Source organism: Pseudomonas sp. NUPR-002 (genome assembly GCF_056322725.1).
Map to the genome: position 1 here is coordinate 2,543,059 of NZ_CM150476.1, position 15,499 is coordinate 2,558,557.

Here is a 15,499-nt window from a genome sequence, read left to right on the forward strand (position 1 = left end):
CTTCATGAGCACTCTCGACATCGTCCTGAATCATTTCAACCTTCACGCGGCCACCTACCATCAAGGTGGCTTTTGCGGTACGTCAGCGTACAGCGGCCAGGTACCGTGCGGGTATATCCATTTGCTGCGGGCAGGGCGTGTCACTTTCGAGGATAAAGCCAGGCGGGTGTTCCACCTCGAAGAGCCCGGGTTGATGTTGATTGTACGGCCCAATGCCTATCGGCTTAGCGCGTTACAAGACGGCGGGGCTGAACTGGTCTGCGCGACCCTGCAGTTTGACGGCGGCATCGACAATCCGTTGTCCCGCGCTCTCCCGGACTACATCATCAGGCCGTTGCGCGAACTCCCGAGCCTGAGTGGTTGCCTTGACTGGATATTCCAGGAGGCGACAGGCCAGGAGGCGGCGCGCGAGCTGGTGCTCAATCGCTTGTTCGAGCTGATGGTCATTCAATTGCTGCGCCACATCATGACCCGGCGCGAGCTGCCTTGCGGGCTGATGGCTGGCTTGGCAGACATACGCCTGTCCCGGGCCCTCAACCAGATCCACGAAGCCCCCCAGAAGAGCTGGTCGGTTGCGGCGCTTGCCAACATCGCGGGTATGTCGCGAGCCAGCTTCGCAGCGCATTTTCGTCAAGTGGTGGGGTTTTCCCCGGCGGACTACCTGCTGGAGTGGCGTGTGAGCCTGGCGCAAAAGCGCTTGCGTGAAGGTCGGCCTATTGCCTTGATCGCCGATGAGGTGGGCTACGAGAGCCCATCGGCGTTGGCCAGGGCTTTTCGGCGCAAGGTAGGCAGCAGTCCCAGCCAATGGCTACAGCAGGTAGTCATCCAGGCGTGAGTACTGGACGTACTGTTGTGCATTGCAGACGCGCTGCCGCCGAGGCAGCAACGTGGCTCCCTAGAATTGCGCCATGCCTGTGAAACAGGACATTCACTGAATTGGGGAGTACCACCATGCAACGCCTTTTAAAGGCAACAGCCTTATTGATTGCAGGCACTGTCACCGCGACTGCTTTTGCTGAAGAGGGTGCCGAGCACCTTCGCGCGTACCACGCCCAGGCCAATGCCATGAGCCTCGCCGAGCACACCTATAGCCACTATGTGGATGACAAAGGGAAGATCAGTTTGCCGGTCGACTTTCGCAAGACCTGGAGCCACCTTGGTTCTTGGGTAGTGGGTGACAAACAGGCACCTGGCTTTGGCTTCCACGATGTCTACACGCAGCCCGAGGTTGTCGAGGCCTACCGCGCAACCGGTGAGTTTCCGGATGGGGCGGTACTGGTCAAGGAGATTCGCAACGTAGAACAAGGCGCTCAAACGACAGGTTTGGCACAGTGGGCCGGGCAGACTTCGGTGTGGTTCGTGATGGTCAAAGATCGCCAGCAGCGTTTCCAAAGCAATACCCATTGGGCCGAAGGGTGGGGCTGGGCACTGTTTGAAGCCAAGGCACCCAAGATCAATGTCTCGAAAGGTTTCCAGACGACGTGCCTGGGTTGCCATGTACCCGCCAAAGCGTCGGATTGGGTATTCTCCCGCGGGTATCCCACGCTGTTGAAGTTACCGCAATGACGGATGCAGCCGCTCATATTGAAAATGGCTCTTCACGGATTGTCGGGGGGAAGGGTTGGATTTTGCTTTTGCTTTTGCTTTGAGGGCTGTGGGCTTATCCATTTGATGGGGTGGCTGGGCTGGCACCTTCCGCCTTTACGGCGGCTTACTTTTTTCTTGGAAAAAGTAAGCAAAACCGCTGGCTCCTGCATCCGGCCCTACCGGTGGGAGCGGGCTTGCCCCGCGATTTGCTGTATCGCGCCAGATCGCGGGGCAAGCCCGCTCCCACCGTGACAAGCCCTCCAGTCACCTCCACTCGGCCTCCTGAAGTCGCTAAGTTACGGGCGGCGCCCGGGCTGGTGTTAGCTTCGCTAGTGGCGGCTTGGATGGTCTGTACGCTTGTGGCTTGTTGTTTTGCTCTTGCTTTGTGCGCGCGTTAGTTCAGGCGCCACGGTCTGCGACTTCAGGAGGCTGAGTGTAGGTGACTGGAGGGCCAGGTGCGTTAGCACCCTTCGGCGTAGCCGAAGGCGCGAGATGTAGACTTGCGTAGCAAGTCGTAGGCCGCGCGGGCCTGGAAGTCGCCGGAGCGAGGGGACCCGGAGCGAAGCGTAGGGCCGGATGCAGGAGCGAGCGGTTTTGCCTACTTTGCCCAAGAGCAAAGTAGGCCGCCGTAAGGGCGGAAGGGGCCAGCCCAGCCACCCCATCAAATGGATAAGCCCCCAGCCCTCAAAGCCAAAGCCAAAACCAATCCTGCCCCCGATCAGCGCCGAAAGAGATTTGGTCAACCCCGCCGGTAGAATCCGAAACCTTTGATCCGTAGCTTTTGAAGTTCTAACGTTGCATTGGCGCAAGCGGGCCTACGAACATCACCTTCAGTCGATCACGGCCAATGACACGTGCTAACTCCGCGATCACGCAATACATGAAGATCAACGTGATGAGCAGAATCTGTATTGCCCAAAAGCGTGGCCAGTTCATTGAAGACCACAGCAGCGAATTCGCATCCACGAGGCTGGGTGCTTCCTTCCAGTATTCGTACAGACGCTCCAAGTAGTGCACAACCAGCGCGACCACTGCATACATCAGCGTCTTCCAGGTTACATTCCAAATCAACGGTTTGTCAGGAAAGCGGTTAATGAAGGGCAGCATATCCGCGACCAATACCGATTTGCCGAGGATCATGGATGCGATCAGTACTGAAGCCGAGACGGGAAGATCAACCCCCGAGCCCTTGATCATCAGCCCGCGAATAAGGGCCACAATATGCAAAATGATGAAAAAGAAGATCGTGGGCGGAAGGACTTTCATGAATTCATGTTTGAGCTTGTGTATCAGCGTGCTCATAGTGATGCCCTTCAATTGAGGTTAGCGTGGCTTCGCCGGGACAAATAGAGGCTGGGTATCCAATCCAGGGTTGTCACCGTTGTATTAAACAAAGAGGCAAGCCACCGACTTATTGCCAATGGCTTGCCGAGATGCAATCAAGCATCAGTAGGCACGTTAGGGCGTGACGATTGGGAACCAGAAGTCGAAGTTGTCCATGTAGCTCATCAACTCCTCAAGCTTGCCTTCGTTGCCGTTGATCTTCACGTCGCCCTTGCTGACAGCATCCTTGAGCGTGGTCTGCTTGAGCATGATGTTGTTCAAGGTGTCACGGGTCAGGGTGATGGTCGCATCGGCGTCTTTGGCTTGCATGCCTTCGGTGTGGTTGAGTACACCGTTGACCATCTCCAGCGTGTACTTCTGCTTGAGGTCAGTGAAGTCCAGGTTCAGGGTGATGTGCTTGTCGCCCACCTCAGGCCCTTTCAAACGCATGGCCAGGAAGTCGAAGAACAGGTCCAGGTCCATCGCCTTGACGGTGTCGGGGCTGGCGGTGTCTGGCGTTGGCAGCTTCTGCACGCCGTTGCGCAGTTCTTGGGCACCGGTCAGGTAGAAGTTGCGCCATGGGCCGCTCTCGGCCTGGTAACCCAGTTGCTCCAGCGTGTCGGCTTGCAGGTTCTTCGCCGCCTGGTTGCTCGGGTCGGCGAAGACTACATGGTTGACCACCTCGGCCACCCAGCGGTAATCACCCTTGTCGTAGTATTCCTTGGCCTTTTTCAGCACGGCATCGGCACCGCCCATCATGTCGACGTAGCGCTTGGCCTGTTCATCCGGTGGCAGCTCCCACAAGGTCGCAGGGTTGCCGATGAACCAGCCCAGGTGCAGCACGTAGGTGGCCTTGACGTTGTGGTTCAACGAGCCGTAGTAGCCGCGGTTGGAGAAGCGGTTGGCAATCGACTTGGGCAGTTTCACCTGCTCGGCGATTTCGGTCATGGTGTACCCCTTGTTGGCCAGACGCAGGGTTTCGTCGTTGATGTAGCGGTACATGTCACGCTGCGACGACAGCTGATCTTTGACTTCCTTATTGCCCCAGACCGGCCAGTGGTGCATGGCGTACATCACCTGGACGTCGTCGCCCCACATCTTCAGCGCCTCGTTGAGGTACTTGGACCACGGCAGTGGCTCGCGGATCTTCGCGCCACGCAACGAGTAGGTGTTGTGCAGGGTATGGGTGGAGTCTTCGGCCGTGTTCAGGGCCTTTTTCTCCTTGATGTAATAGAGCATCTCGGCCGGCGCCTCACTGCCCGGCGCGTAGAGGAACTCGTAGGTGAGGCCGTCGATTACATGGGTCTCGCCGGTTTTTTCGATGATGTCGGTCGGCGGGATCAGGGTCACGGTACCGGCGGAGGTGGTGGTCCCCAGGCCCGCGCCCAACTGGCCGGTTTCGTTCGGCGGCAGCAGGTTACCGTACATGTAGCTGGCGCGACGGCTCATGGCGGTACCGGCCATGACGTTCTCGGCCACCGCATGCTCAAGGAAACCTTTGGGAGCGTAGATCTTGACCTTGCCGGCCTTGACGTCGTTCTCGTCGACAACGCCGCGCACGCCGCCGTAGTGGTCGACGTGACTGTGGGTGTAGATCACCGCCACCACCGGCTTTTTCGGGCGGTGCTTGAAGTACAGCTCCAGCGCAGCCTTGGCGGTTTCACTGGAAATCAGTGGGTCGAAGACGGTAATGCCGTCCTTGCCCTCGACGATGGTCATGTTCGACAGGTCGTAGTTACGCACCTGGTAGATGCCATCGGTAACTTCGAACAGGCCGGAGATGTTGATCAGTTGCGACTGACGCCAGAGGCTTGGGTTGGTGGAGGCCGGTGCCGTTTCACCTTCCTTGATAAAACCGTATTTGTTCGGGTCCCAGATCATGTTGCCGCTGGGGCCTTTGATCGGCTCGGACGGCAGCGGGGCGATGAAGCCCTTGTGCGCCAGCTCGAACGAGGTTTTATCGTTGAACGGCAATTCCTTGAGCAGCGCGTCGTTGGCCGCCTTGGTGGCCTCGGTGGCGGGCTTGGGCGCTTCGGCGGCCCAGGCGTGGTTGCTCATGGCGATGGCAGCGGCGAGCAGGACCGAGGTGCTGAGTTTCCAGATTCCGGCTGATGCGTTGTCAGCCCGTAGGGTCGAGGGTTGGACGATCGCTTTCATTTCAAACTCCTTGTTCAACGATGCGCTGTACCCTTGCAGGTAACCGCCAGCGCTCTGCACTGTACTCACAGTGCAGAAGGTTGGGGATCTACAGTGGGGTCGCGATTGCGACCTATTTCTTCAGCGCCTCGAACGACTTGACCATGTCACGTGCCCAGCCATCGATCACTGCCTTGGCATCGTTGGCACTCATGACCTGGGAGGAGTTGTCCAGCTCGGCGCCCGCGCCTTTGCGTACCACCTGAGCGACCACTTCGTTGCTGCCGCCATCAAGGAACGCCGCTTCGGTGGCGATGCTGGTGTCCTGATCGCGGATACCTGTGGCCGCGCTGACGCCGGCGGCTACCAGGGCAATCGGGATCACTTCATACGGTTGCAGGCCCTTGGTCTTGGCGCTGACCGCAGTGATCGCCGGACGTACCACCAACACCCGTGGCCCGGGGCCGCTGGCAAGCGGTAGTGCCTTGGCGAACTGGGTTTTCAGCGATTGATCGTAATACGTGGTGATGCCGTTCAGGGTTTTCTGCGGCACCTTCTCGGTGGGTTGCGGTTTTGGATACAACTGGCTTGGTTCAATAAACACGCTGGTGAACTGGCTGGCGTTCACGCCTGGTTTGATCCAGCGCATCACTGCTTCGCCAGAGGGCGACTTTTCTTCTTTGAGCAATTGGTAGCTTTTCAGGAACCCGGAGTACTCCTCGGGTGCTACGTATTTACTGCTGCAACCTGCCATCCCTAATGTGGCCAGGCACAATACGACCGCTAGCGGCTTCAACTTCATGGTGTAACTCCTTGTGGTCAATCCCGTACAGAATCAGGTCGAGACGGTGTTATCCGATTCAAAAACGCCAGGTCGCGCCGCCACCAATAATGTGTAGCGCGGCATCCTTGTAGGTTCCGGAGAGGGTGGTTCCGGAACGCGACTTGGTCTGTTCGTCGTCCATGTCTCCCAACCACACGAGGGTGTAAGCGACGTGCAGATCGAGACCTTCTTCAAGCTGGTAATTGACCCCGGTCGCGAAACGCCAGGCTTCGCCCATGGGGTTGTCAACGGTGCGGTCTTTGTCGTCTACCGCCGAGCTGTCATAGCCCAGGCCCATGCTCCAGCGCAGTTGTTTGGTGGCCTGGTACTGCGCCCCGAGCGAGGCGTGCCAGGTGTCTTTGTACTGGCGGTCTACCGTGCGGTCGACACCGGCGGCATTGGCATCGACCTCTACGCCGATCTGGCCGAAGTCGCTCCATTCTTGCCAGCCCAGGCTGCCGAGCAACTTCCATTGCGGATCGAGCTGATGTGCCACGCTCAACAGCACGGTCTGCGGGACATTCATGTCCAGCTCCAGTGAGTCGACGTCGAGGCGGCGCAGGGCGGCATTGATGATCGGGTTACTGACGTTGCGCACGTCCGGGCTGTCTTCAAACTCCAACTTGACCTTGCTGGTGTAGGCCAGACCGACTTGCGTGCGCTCGTCGAACTTGTAGAGCAAACCAAGGTTGACCCCGGTGCCTATGTCGGTGTCTTTGTATTCCAGTTGCCCATCCGGGCTGTCGCGCAGGCCGAGCAGGTTATTGTTGATGGCAACTTCGTCGCGGTAGTAACCGTACACAATGCGTGGGCCGATACCGACCGAAAGTTGGTCGGTGAACTGGTGAGCAATAGTTGGCTGAAAGGACACGCCGATCACCGCAGTTTCCTGGCTGAAGTAACGGCCGGCCCAGTCATCGTCATAATCCAGCGCCAGGCCAAAGTTGCCGTACATGCCAAAGCCAACGGCCGAACGCTCATCGAGCTGATGGCTGATAAACAGGCTCGAGCCCGGCAGCCACTGCAGGGCATTGCCGCCCTCGTTGCCGTCGAACTGGTTGTTGTCATCACGAGAAAAGCGAATGTGACCAAGAATCACCTGGGCATTGGCGCTGACTTGTGTGCCCTTGAGTTCGGTGATCCCGGCCGGGTTGCTCATCAGTACACTGGGGTCGGTAGCGAGTGCGGCAGCGCCTGCGTTGGCCAATCCGGCGCCTTCCTGGCCGGCCTCATAGATGAACAGGCCACCGGCGTTAGCATTCAGACTCAACAGTCCCAGCCCCGAACTGAAAACTGCCGCACACCAGATACGCGCGCTACGTGTACACGTGTTACTCATCGAGCTTCCCCTGCTGAATGTAAAAATTGCAGCACTTCCAAGGCATGGGCGCCCGATGGTTTTTGCTATTGTCTTGATATCATCAAGTACTGTTTAACGGTACGCCCAGCCCAACTACGACTAGCAAGAGCCTAGTAGTGATCGTGCAGAGCGCAACTTCAAGTGTGAGGAAAATGCGTTTCATTGCTCATTTCCCCACCGTAGGAGCGGGCTTGCCCCGCGATACCATGTGACTGATACACCGCAATCGCGAGAACAAGTCACATCACCGCCCCACAAGTTCAATGGCTGTGTTCCGCCCCCTCTTTGTGCGCATGCGTTTTAGCCGCAGGGCTGCTGTGCTGCCCTTCATGGTTGTGCATCGTGCTTTCCCCGCCACCGTGCTGATGGCCACCGCTGCTGGCTACCAGGGTTTGGTATTGCTCGGCATTCATCTGCGGCAGTTGCTCTAGGAACGCGACAACCCCCCAGATGTACTGATCCCCCATGCTCTTGCCCCAGGCCGGCATGCCGGTGGCCTTGATCCCGTGTTTGATGGTCCAGAAGGCAACGGCGGGGTTGTCGCCTGCGCCGACTTTGGCGAGGTTGGGCGGTGCCGGATACAGCGCCTGGCTGAGCTCGGTCTTTTCGACCCCGGGGGCGAGGTGACAGCCAATGCACATGGCGTTGTAGTTACCGGCGCCGGTGCGAATCAGCGCTTCATCTTTTAGATTCGGTACCTCGATATCGCGTGCACGCACCGCGATAGAACGATCCCGCGCCATGGCGAGGAAGGCATGCACGGCCGGAAAGTGCGGGTCATCAGCGCCGACATTGACCAGGCCGAAATACGCGCCGCCCAACACGGCCGCACTGCCTACGGCGCCTGCTACCACGAGTGTTGTTATTGTTTTTTTCATGTCAGGCTCTCAAAACCACATGCGGATACCGGCAACGAAACGCGCTTCATCGACATCGTCACCTTCGTCACGAATCAGGTCGGCGGTTTTGCCATAGGAACGGCTCCAGGTGACGCCGATGTAAGGTGCGAACTGACGCACGATCTCATAGCGCAGGCGCAGCCCGACCTCGGTGTTGGCGAGGCCGGAACCCACGCCGCGTTCGGGGTCGTTCTTGCCATAGAAATTGGCTTCGGCCATTGGCTGGAGGATCAGGCGATTGGTCAGCAGAATGTCGTATTCGCCTTCCAGGCGCGCGGCAGACTGGCCATTCTCGCCAATGAACGCAGTGGCTTCAGCTTCGAAGCTGTACAGCGCCATGCCTTGCACACCGAACGCTGCCCAGGTCTGCGGTGACTCAGGTTTGAAGTCCTGGCGTACGCCCGCGACCACATCCCACCAGGGACCGATGGCCCGCCCGTACAGCAGCTGCAGCTCCGCGTCCTCGGTCACGCCATTGGTGCGCTCACCCTCGGAGCGCATCCACAGGCGGTTGATGTCGCCACCCATCCACCCCGAAGCGTCCCAGGCCAGGGTGCTACCTTCGTCGGCATCCTGATATTCAAGCTGGTCGAGCAACAAGAAGCCGTTGATGGCGCTGTCGTGAACCTGGTGACCCGCCAGCGGCGGAAACGCGGCGTTGCGGTCGGCGTCGGTCAGTAGCGGAATCGGCGTGCGACTGGCTTTGGTGGGGGTATCAACCGCGCCGTGGTTCATGTTCGAATGATCCATGGCGCTGTGATCCATCCCTTGCATGCTGCCATGGCCCATCGCTGCATGGTCCATTTGTTCCGCCGCGAAGCCTGGCGCTGCAGCCAGTGTGCTGAAGGCCACCGTCAACGCCAGCAGCGACGGTCGTGTCAGGCTATTGACCATCTTTCCCTGCCTTAGCGTTGTCGCTGCCCTGTGATTCCATCATTTTGCTGTGGTCCATGCCCTGCATCGAGCCATGGTCCATTCCTTTCATGGCGTCATGGTTCATGCCCTTCATCGCGCCATGATCCATGCCTTGATGATTCATCCCTTGGGCTTGCTTACCCTGGGCGCCGGCTTTTGCTTCAGTCGCATGTTGCGAATGCTGCTGATGATTTTCGTCCGACCAGGTCGAAGGGGCATACACAGCCATCAGGCCTGCCATGGCGGCGGTGAAGAAAAAGGCGCTTGGTTTGATTGCTTTGCTCATGTCGATTCTCCAGTTCATTCGTCTACGCGGACTTCTCGGAACATGCCCATTTCCATGTGTAACAACAGGTGGCAGTGAAAGGCCCAACGGCCCAAAGCGTCCGCTGTCACGCGGTAGCTTCGTTTCGAGCCGGGCGGCATATCGATGGTGTGTTTACGCACCATGAAGTTACCGTCTTCATCTTCCAGGTCGCTCCACATGCCATGCAGGTGGATGGGGTGGGCCATCATGGTGTCGTTGACCAGGGTGAGACGCAGACGCTCGCCATACTTGAGGCGCAGGGGCTCGGCGTCTGAGAATTTGATGCCGTCGAACGACCAGGAGAACTTCTCCATGTGCCCGGTGAGGTGAAGCTCGAGGGTACGCCCCGGGGTGCGTCCGTCCGGGTCCATAAAGGTGCTGCGCAGGTCGGCATAGGTCAGTACGCGACGGCCATTGTTGCGCAGCCCCATTCCCGGATCGTTCAACTTGGCTATCGGGGTCATGGTTTGCATGTCGACCAGGGGGTTGTCGGTCTCGGACGCCGGGTGAGTCTGCATCCCGCTATTCATGCTGCCCATGCCGGCCATGCTGCTGTGGTCCATGCCGGCCATGCTGCCGTGATCCATGCCGGCCATCTTGCTGTGATCCATACCCGCCATGCCGCCATGGTCCATCCCGCCCGAGCTGCCGTGGTCCATGCCCATATCGCTCATCGCGATCAGCGGACGCGGGTCAATGGCCGGTACCGGCGCTTGCAGACCTTCACGCACGGCCAGCGTGCCCCTGGAGTAGCCGGTGCGGTCCATGCTCTGGGCGAAAATGGTGTAGGCCTGTGCGTCGTCCGGCTCGACGATGACATCGTAGGTTTCCGCTACCGCGATGCGGAACTCATCGACTTTCACCGGTTTGACGTGCTGTCCGTCGGCGGCGACGACGGTCATTTTCAGGCCAGGAATGCGCACATCGAAGTAGGTCATGGCCGACGCGTTGATAAAGCGCAGGCGGAGCTTTTCGCCGGGCTTGAAGAGCCCCGTCCAGTTGCTGTCCGGGGCCTGGCCGTTCATGAGGTAGGTGTAGGTGTAGCCACTGACGTCGGCCAGGTCGGTCGGGCTCATTTTCATCTCGGCCCAGGCTTTGCGGTCTGCGAGTGCCGCCGACCAGCCCATCTCGCTGACGTCGTTGACGAAGTCGCCAACGGTGCGTTTGTGCAGGTTGTAGTAATCCGATTGCTTCTTGAGTTTGGACAGCACCCTGGCAGGGTCTTCATCGGTCCAGTCGCTGAGCAGCACGACATAGTCGCGATCGTAAGTGAACGGCTCGGGCTCCTTGGCATCGATGACCAGCGCACCGTACACCCCGATCTGCTCCTGCAGCCCGGAATGACTGTGGTACCAGTAGGTGCCGTTTTGCTGAACCTTGAACCTGTATTCATACAGGCCATCGGGGGCGATGCCGTGGAAGCTCAGGCCCGGCACACCGTCCATGTTCGCCGGCAGAATAATGCCGTGCCAATGAATCGAGGTGTCCTCTTGCAGGCGGTTGCGAACCCGCAGGGTGACGGTGTCACCTTCGCGCCAACGCAGAACCGGGCCGGGCAGGGAGCCGTTGATCGCCATTGCCGTACGAGCGGCGCCGGTGATGTTGACCGGCAGCTCACCGATGTACAGATCAAAATCAGTGCCTGTCAGCACATTCGCCTGGCCCGGGCTGGTCACCGCCCAGACCGGCGTGCGCCACAGGCCCAATCCACCCAATAATCCAGTAGCGGCCAGGCCTTTGACGAAGGTTCGTCTCGTGGTTGTGCTGTGCATGCCGTAGTGTCCAGTCAGTCAGGTAATTCGCTGATATCCAGGGCTGCTCGACGTCGCAGGTCCCGGTTTCCTTGGGGTTGCCCCAAGCCTTGTGAGCCCCGAGGGCTGCAGGCTTGGGGCCACCTTAGCGAGCCTGCGCTTTCAAACAGCTGAGCCCGACATTACAGTTCTGTAAGGTGCTCGCGCCGGTTTGCCTGACAGCTATCTGATGCCCACATTACTTTTGTGTCAGGTTCTGGTTAGGTGGTTTTTTTGCTGCACACTGGGGGCTGTACACCTTTGGGGGCGGAGCACATGAAACTACTGGTCGCTGAGGATGAGCCGAAAACCGGGGCCTATTTGCAGCAGGGCCTTACGGAGGCAGGTTTCGTTGTAGATCGCGTCCTCACCGGCATCGATGCCCTTCAATACGCGCTGAGCGAAAGCTACGACCTGCTGATTCTCGACGTGATGATGCCCGGGCTGGATGGCTGGGAAGTGCTGCGCTTGGTGCGTGCGGCGGGCAAAGAGGTGCCGGTGTTGTTCCTGACTGCACGCGATGGCGTGGAGGACCGGGTGAAAGGGCTTGAGCTGGGCGCCGATGACTATCTGATCAAGCCCTTTGCCTTCTCGGAACTGTTGGCGCGGGTGCGAACCCTGTTGCGGCGCGGCAGCGGCTCATCAACGCAAACCACCATGAAGATGGCCGACCTTGAAGTCGATCTGCTCAAGCGCCGTGCGACCCGCAACGGCAAGCGAATCGACCTGACCGCCAAGGAGTTCTCACTGCTTGAGCTGCTGATGCGCCGTCGCGGTGAAGTCCTGCCCAAGTCACTGATCGCCTCCCAGGTGTGGGACATGAATTTTGACAGCGACACCAACGTCATCGAAGTGGCGATACGGCGGCTGCGGGCCAAAATCGATGATGACTTCGCGCCGAAGCTGATCCACACCGCCCGCGGCATGGGCTACATGATGGATGTTGCTGAGTGATGTTGGCCCGGTCTTCGCTGGCCAAGCGTTTGACCCTGATGATCATGTTTGCGGTGATCGCGGTACTGGTGGTGGCGGGCATCAGCTTCAACATGCTGGCCCAGCGTCACTTTCGCATGCTCGATGAACAGGCGCTGACCGAGAAGCTGACGTCGGCCACCCACATGCTCTCGATCCAGGCCCCTGGCGCGCGGCTGCAAGCGCTGCAACCGCAACTGCGCGCATTGCTGGGTGCACACCAGGACCTGAGTGCGGTCATTCTCGATGCACAGGGCACTGTACTGTTTGCAGAAGCCGATGCCTTGCCGATCCCTGAGCGTTTCAAGCGTGCTGACAAGCAAACCCTGTGGGATTGGCAAGACGGTGCGCGCAACTTTCGCGGCGTCACCGCTCACGTCCAGATCCAGGGCGTGCCAGGCCCTGTTACCGTCATGCTGATGCTCGACATCACCAGCCATGCGCATTTCTTTGCAACCCTGCAGCGATGGTTTGCAATCGGTCTGGTGATCAGCGCCTTGGTCAGTGCCGGCCTGGGCTGGTTGGTCGCCAAGAGTGGGCTGCGTCCGGTTCAGCAGATCACCAGGGTTGCGACGTCCATGTCGGCCAGGTCACTGCAAGAGCGTATCCCCCTGGAGCCTGTGCCCCTTGAGCTGCAAGAACTGATCTTGTCGTTCAACGCCATGCTTGCACGCCTGGAGGATGCCTTTGTGCGCCTGTCCAACTTCTCGGCCGACATCGCCCATGAGCTGCGCACCCCGGTCAGCAACCTGCTGACGCACACCGAGGTGGTGCTGTCGAAGAAGCGCGATCCGGATGCGTACGAGGAAAACCTGTACTCGAATTTGGAAGACCTCAAACGCATGTCGCGGATGATCGACGACATGCTGTTTCTCGCCAAGTCCGACAACGGCCTGATCATGCCCGAGCAAGTCGAGATCAAACTTGAAGAGCGGGTGTCCAGGCTGTTCGACTACTACCAGTTGCTGGCTGAGGATCGCGACATACGGTTAACCCTTGAAGGTGAAGGCAGTGTCCGTGGCGACCGGCTGATGATCGACCGGGCTGTTTCCAACATTCTTTCCAATGCCTTGCGTTACACCGCGCAAGGCAACGAGATAGCGGCGCGCATCGAGCAAAGCGCCGATAACGTGACCCTCGCCATCAGCAACGGCGGCGCCAGCATCGACCCGCAGCACATCAACCGGATTTTTGATCGCTTCTACCGGGTCGACCGGGCCAGGCGGGAAGGGGCACCCAGTAATGCGGGGCTGGGGCTGGCCATAACGCGATCCATCGTTGAGGCGCACCAAGGCAAGATCTGGTGCACCTCGATTGAGGGCATGACCACGTTTCACCTTGTTTTTCCGGCGCTATCGCGGGGCAGGGTGATTGCCCTAGGCATCTGACCGAGGTAGGAGCAGGCTTGCCCCGCGAATGCGGTCTGTCAGTCACGTCGCTTCGCGGGGCAAGCCCGCTCCTACAGGAGATAGGGTTGCAGGTCTTGGTGGGCTTGATCTTCGAGCAGGCCGACGGTGACTTCAATGCCGGCCTGGCGCAGTAGTTCGATACCTGCGCCGTTGTTGCGCGGATCAGGGTCGAGCATCGCCACATGCACACGGGCAACCCCTGCATTCACCAGCGCCAAGGCACATGATGGCGTTCGGCCTGCGAAGGAGCAGGGCTCCAGCGTGACATAAGCCGTTAGCTCATCGAGCCCTTTCTCCAGCTGGGACAGCGCCATCGCTTCGGCATGATAGCTTCCCGGCGCTTGTGTGTAGCCACTGGCGATCACGGCACCATGGCGGACGATGACACAGCCTACTGGCGGGTTAGGCAGGCAATTGGGGAGTGCGCGTCTTCCCTGGTCTAGCGCCTGGCTCATCAGCAGTTTGTCTTGTTGCGCGCGGGGAAACGACATACCGGGTCCTTGGCAGTGAAGTGGTGTCGACAGCATACAGTGCCAGCGTCCCGCGATGGCCGGAAACGACGGCCCGCGTGGTATGGTGACACCCCGATCGCGGGGCAAGCCCGCTCCTACCGGATGATGTATGTTCGATGAATATTTGAAACGCTGGGCGCTCACCCAGGACGGTGACGCGTTCACCTCGCTGAACGGCCATCTGCTGCCGGTTCGCCAACACGGTGTGGCGGCGATGCTGAAAGTCTCGCAACAACCCGAGGAACAAGCAGGCAGTCTGCTCATGGCCTGGTGGGCGGGAGAGGGGGCGGCGCCAGTGTTGGCCCAGGATGGCGAGGCCTTGCTGATGGTGCGTGCGCAAGGCTCAAACTCGCTGTTGCGCATGGTTGAAGGCGGCCAGGACGATCAGGCCACGCGTATCCTCTGTGCCGTGGCGGCCCGCTTGCATGCACCTCGCAGCAAACCCTTGCCTGCCTTGGTGCCGCTGGAGCAATGGTTCGATTCGTTGTGGCGTGCGGCCGCCAGCCAGGGAGGCCTGCTGGCGCACAGTGCCGCCACCGCCCGTGAACTGTTGGCCGCGCCGCGCGATGTCGCGGTATTACATGGCGACATCCACCATGAAAACGTGCTGGATTTCGGCCCGTCTGGCTGGCTGGCGATTGACCCCAAAGGGTTATATGGCGAGCGGGGTTTTGATTACGCCAACCTGTTCTGCAATCCTGATGGCGAAAGCGCGCTTGCACCGGGGTGTTTCGCGCGCAGGGTTGAGAGCGTTGCCCAGGTTTCTGGCATCGATCGCAAAAGACTGCTGCAATGGATACTTGCCTGGACAGGCTTGTCGATAGCCTGGAAGCTTGAAGACCAGATTGAGATCGGCCATACCCTCGCTGTAGCGCAACTGGCCGCAGCACTGTAGGAGCGGGCTTGCCCCGCGATCACGAAGCGCCAGACACACCACAATCGCGGGGCAAGCCCGCTCCCACCTGAGTAACACCCATGACACCCATTTTTCGCCAGGCAGTACCCGCTGACACCGACCGCTGCTTCCACATCGAAACGATCGCCTACGAGGGCGACGAAGCGGCAACCCACGCCAAGATTGCCACCCGCATCGCCCAGTACCCACAAGGCTTCCTGGTCATGGAGCTGGAGGGCGAAATCGTCGGCTTCATCAACAGCGGCTGTGCCCATGAAGTGCTGATGTCTGACGAAGCGTTCAAAGAGCTGATAGGCCACGATGCGAACGCTGTCAACGTGGTGATCATGTCGGTGGTCCTCGATCCTGCCCACCAGGGCAAAGGCTATTCCAGCCTGCTGATGCGTCAGTTCATCGCGCGCATGCGCGGCATGGGCAAGAAAACCATTCACCTGATGTGCAAAGAGCGGCACATCGACCTCTACAAACACTTTGGCTATCGCTACGTGAAGCCGTCCCCCTCCGAGCATGGCGGGATGGCGTGGCACGAGATGATCATGGAACTGTAGAC

At 59.4% G+C, this 15,499-nt stretch carries 14 protein-coding genes and 1 pseudogene; 6 read left to right on the forward strand and 9 right to left on the reverse strand.

The window, feature by feature from the left end:
- Nucleotides 1-4 precede the first annotated feature (4 nt).
- Both ACVWSC_RS11630 and ACVWSC_RS11635 read left to right on the forward strand, forming a co-directional pair.
- A complete protein-coding gene (locus ACVWSC_RS11630) occupies nucleotides 5-835 on the forward strand; it encodes a helix-turn-helix domain-containing protein (protein ID WP_442113777.1) in 831 nt (276 codons plus the stop codon).
- Between the two features lie 116 nt (nucleotides 836-951).
- Nucleotides 952-1,566, forward strand: a complete 615-nt coding sequence (locus ACVWSC_RS11635) for a cytochrome P460 family protein (protein WP_442113778.1) — start codon at nucleotides 952-954, stop codon at nucleotides 1,564-1,566.
- Nucleotides 1,567-2,376: 810 nt separating this feature from the next.
- Here ACVWSC_RS11635 and ACVWSC_RS11640 read toward each other — a convergent pair.
- The 8 genes and pseudogenes from ACVWSC_RS11640 to ACVWSC_RS11675 form a co-directional block, all read right to left on the reverse strand.
- A complete protein-coding gene (locus tag ACVWSC_RS11640; protein ID WP_442113779.1) occupies nucleotides 2,377-2,889 on the reverse strand; it encodes a hypothetical protein in 513 nt (170 codons plus the stop codon).
- 156 nt (nucleotides 2,890-3,045) lie between these two features.
- Complete coding sequence (locus ACVWSC_RS11645; protein WP_442113780.1) at nucleotides 3,046-5,067, reverse strand: alkyl/aryl-sulfatase; 2,022 nt, start codon at nucleotides 5,065-5,067, stop codon at nucleotides 3,046-3,048.
- A 112-nt stretch (nucleotides 5,068-5,179) separates the two neighbouring features.
- Nucleotides 5,180-5,848, reverse strand: a complete 669-nt coding sequence (locus ACVWSC_RS11650) for a DUF3313 domain-containing protein (RefSeq protein WP_442113781.1) — start codon at nucleotides 5,846-5,848, stop codon at nucleotides 5,180-5,182.
- Between the two features lie 58 nt (nucleotides 5,849-5,906).
- Nucleotides 5,907-7,208 (reverse strand): OmpP1/FadL family transporter, encoded by a 1,302-nt coding sequence (locus ACVWSC_RS11655; RefSeq protein ID WP_442113782.1) that lies wholly within the window; start codon nucleotides 7,206-7,208, stop codon nucleotides 5,907-5,909.
- Nucleotides 7,209-7,492: 284 nt separating this feature from the next.
- Nucleotides 7,493-8,107, reverse strand: a pseudogene (locus tag ACVWSC_RS11660) (c-type cytochrome); the annotation flags it as partial.
- Between the two features lie 9 nt (nucleotides 8,108-8,116).
- Nucleotides 8,117-9,022, reverse strand: coding sequence for a copper resistance protein B (locus tag ACVWSC_RS11665; RefSeq protein WP_442113783.1), 906 nt, complete (start codon nucleotides 9,020-9,022; stop codon nucleotides 8,117-8,119).
- Nucleotides 9,012-9,329 (reverse strand): hypothetical protein, encoded by a 318-nt coding sequence (locus ACVWSC_RS11670; RefSeq protein WP_442113784.1) that lies wholly within the window; start codon nucleotides 9,327-9,329, stop codon nucleotides 9,012-9,014. The genes ACVWSC_RS11665 and ACVWSC_RS11670 overlap by 11 nt, the downstream gene beginning before the upstream one ends.
- Before the next feature lie 14 nt (nucleotides 9,330-9,343).
- Nucleotides 9,344-11,122: a copper resistance system multicopper oxidase gene (locus ACVWSC_RS11675; protein ID WP_442113785.1), complete on the reverse strand. Its 1,779-nt coding sequence runs from the start codon at nucleotides 11,120-11,122 to the stop codon at nucleotides 9,344-9,346.
- Nucleotides 11,123-11,416: 294 nt separating this feature from the next.
- Between ACVWSC_RS11675 and ACVWSC_RS11680 the strand changes: the two genes are divergently transcribed.
- Both ACVWSC_RS11680 and ACVWSC_RS11685 read left to right on the forward strand, forming a co-directional pair.
- Nucleotides 11,417-12,094: a heavy metal response regulator transcription factor gene (locus tag ACVWSC_RS11680; RefSeq protein ID WP_442113786.1), complete on the forward strand. Its 678-nt coding sequence runs from the start codon at nucleotides 11,417-11,419 to the stop codon at nucleotides 12,092-12,094.
- Nucleotides 12,094-13,500 carry a heavy metal sensor histidine kinase gene (locus ACVWSC_RS11685; RefSeq protein WP_442114293.1) on the forward strand — a complete coding sequence of 469 codons (1,407 nt, stop codon included), beginning with the start codon at nucleotides 12,094-12,096 and terminating at the stop codon, nucleotides 13,498-13,500. The genes ACVWSC_RS11680 and ACVWSC_RS11685 overlap by 1 nt, the downstream gene beginning before the upstream one ends.
- A gap of 71 nt (nucleotides 13,501-13,571) precedes the next feature.
- On the opposite strand, the gene ACVWSC_RS11690 is transcribed toward ACVWSC_RS11685, so the two are convergent.
- On the reverse strand, nucleotides 13,572-14,012 hold the full coding sequence (locus ACVWSC_RS11690) for a bifunctional diaminohydroxyphosphoribosylaminopyrimidine deaminase/5-amino-6-(5-phosphoribosylamino)uracil reductase RibD (RefSeq protein WP_442113787.1): 441 nt from the start codon (nucleotides 14,010-14,012) through the stop codon (nucleotides 13,572-13,574).
- 130 nt (nucleotides 14,013-14,142) lie between these two features.
- Here ACVWSC_RS11690 and ACVWSC_RS11695 point away from each other — a divergent pair, with 130 nt between their 5' ends.
- Both ACVWSC_RS11695 and ACVWSC_RS11700 read left to right on the forward strand, forming a co-directional pair.
- The gene (locus tag ACVWSC_RS11695; RefSeq protein WP_442113788.1) at nucleotides 14,143-14,928 is read left to right on the forward strand and encodes an aminoglycoside phosphotransferase family protein; all 786 of its coding nucleotides are present in this window, start codon (nucleotides 14,143-14,145) and stop codon (nucleotides 14,926-14,928) included.
- A gap of 80 nt (nucleotides 14,929-15,008) precedes the next feature.
- Nucleotides 15,009-15,497: a GNAT family N-acetyltransferase gene (locus tag ACVWSC_RS11700; RefSeq protein ID WP_442113789.1), complete on the forward strand. Its 489-nt coding sequence runs from the start codon at nucleotides 15,009-15,011 to the stop codon at nucleotides 15,495-15,497.
- Nucleotides 15,498-15,499: the final 2 nt, after the last annotated feature.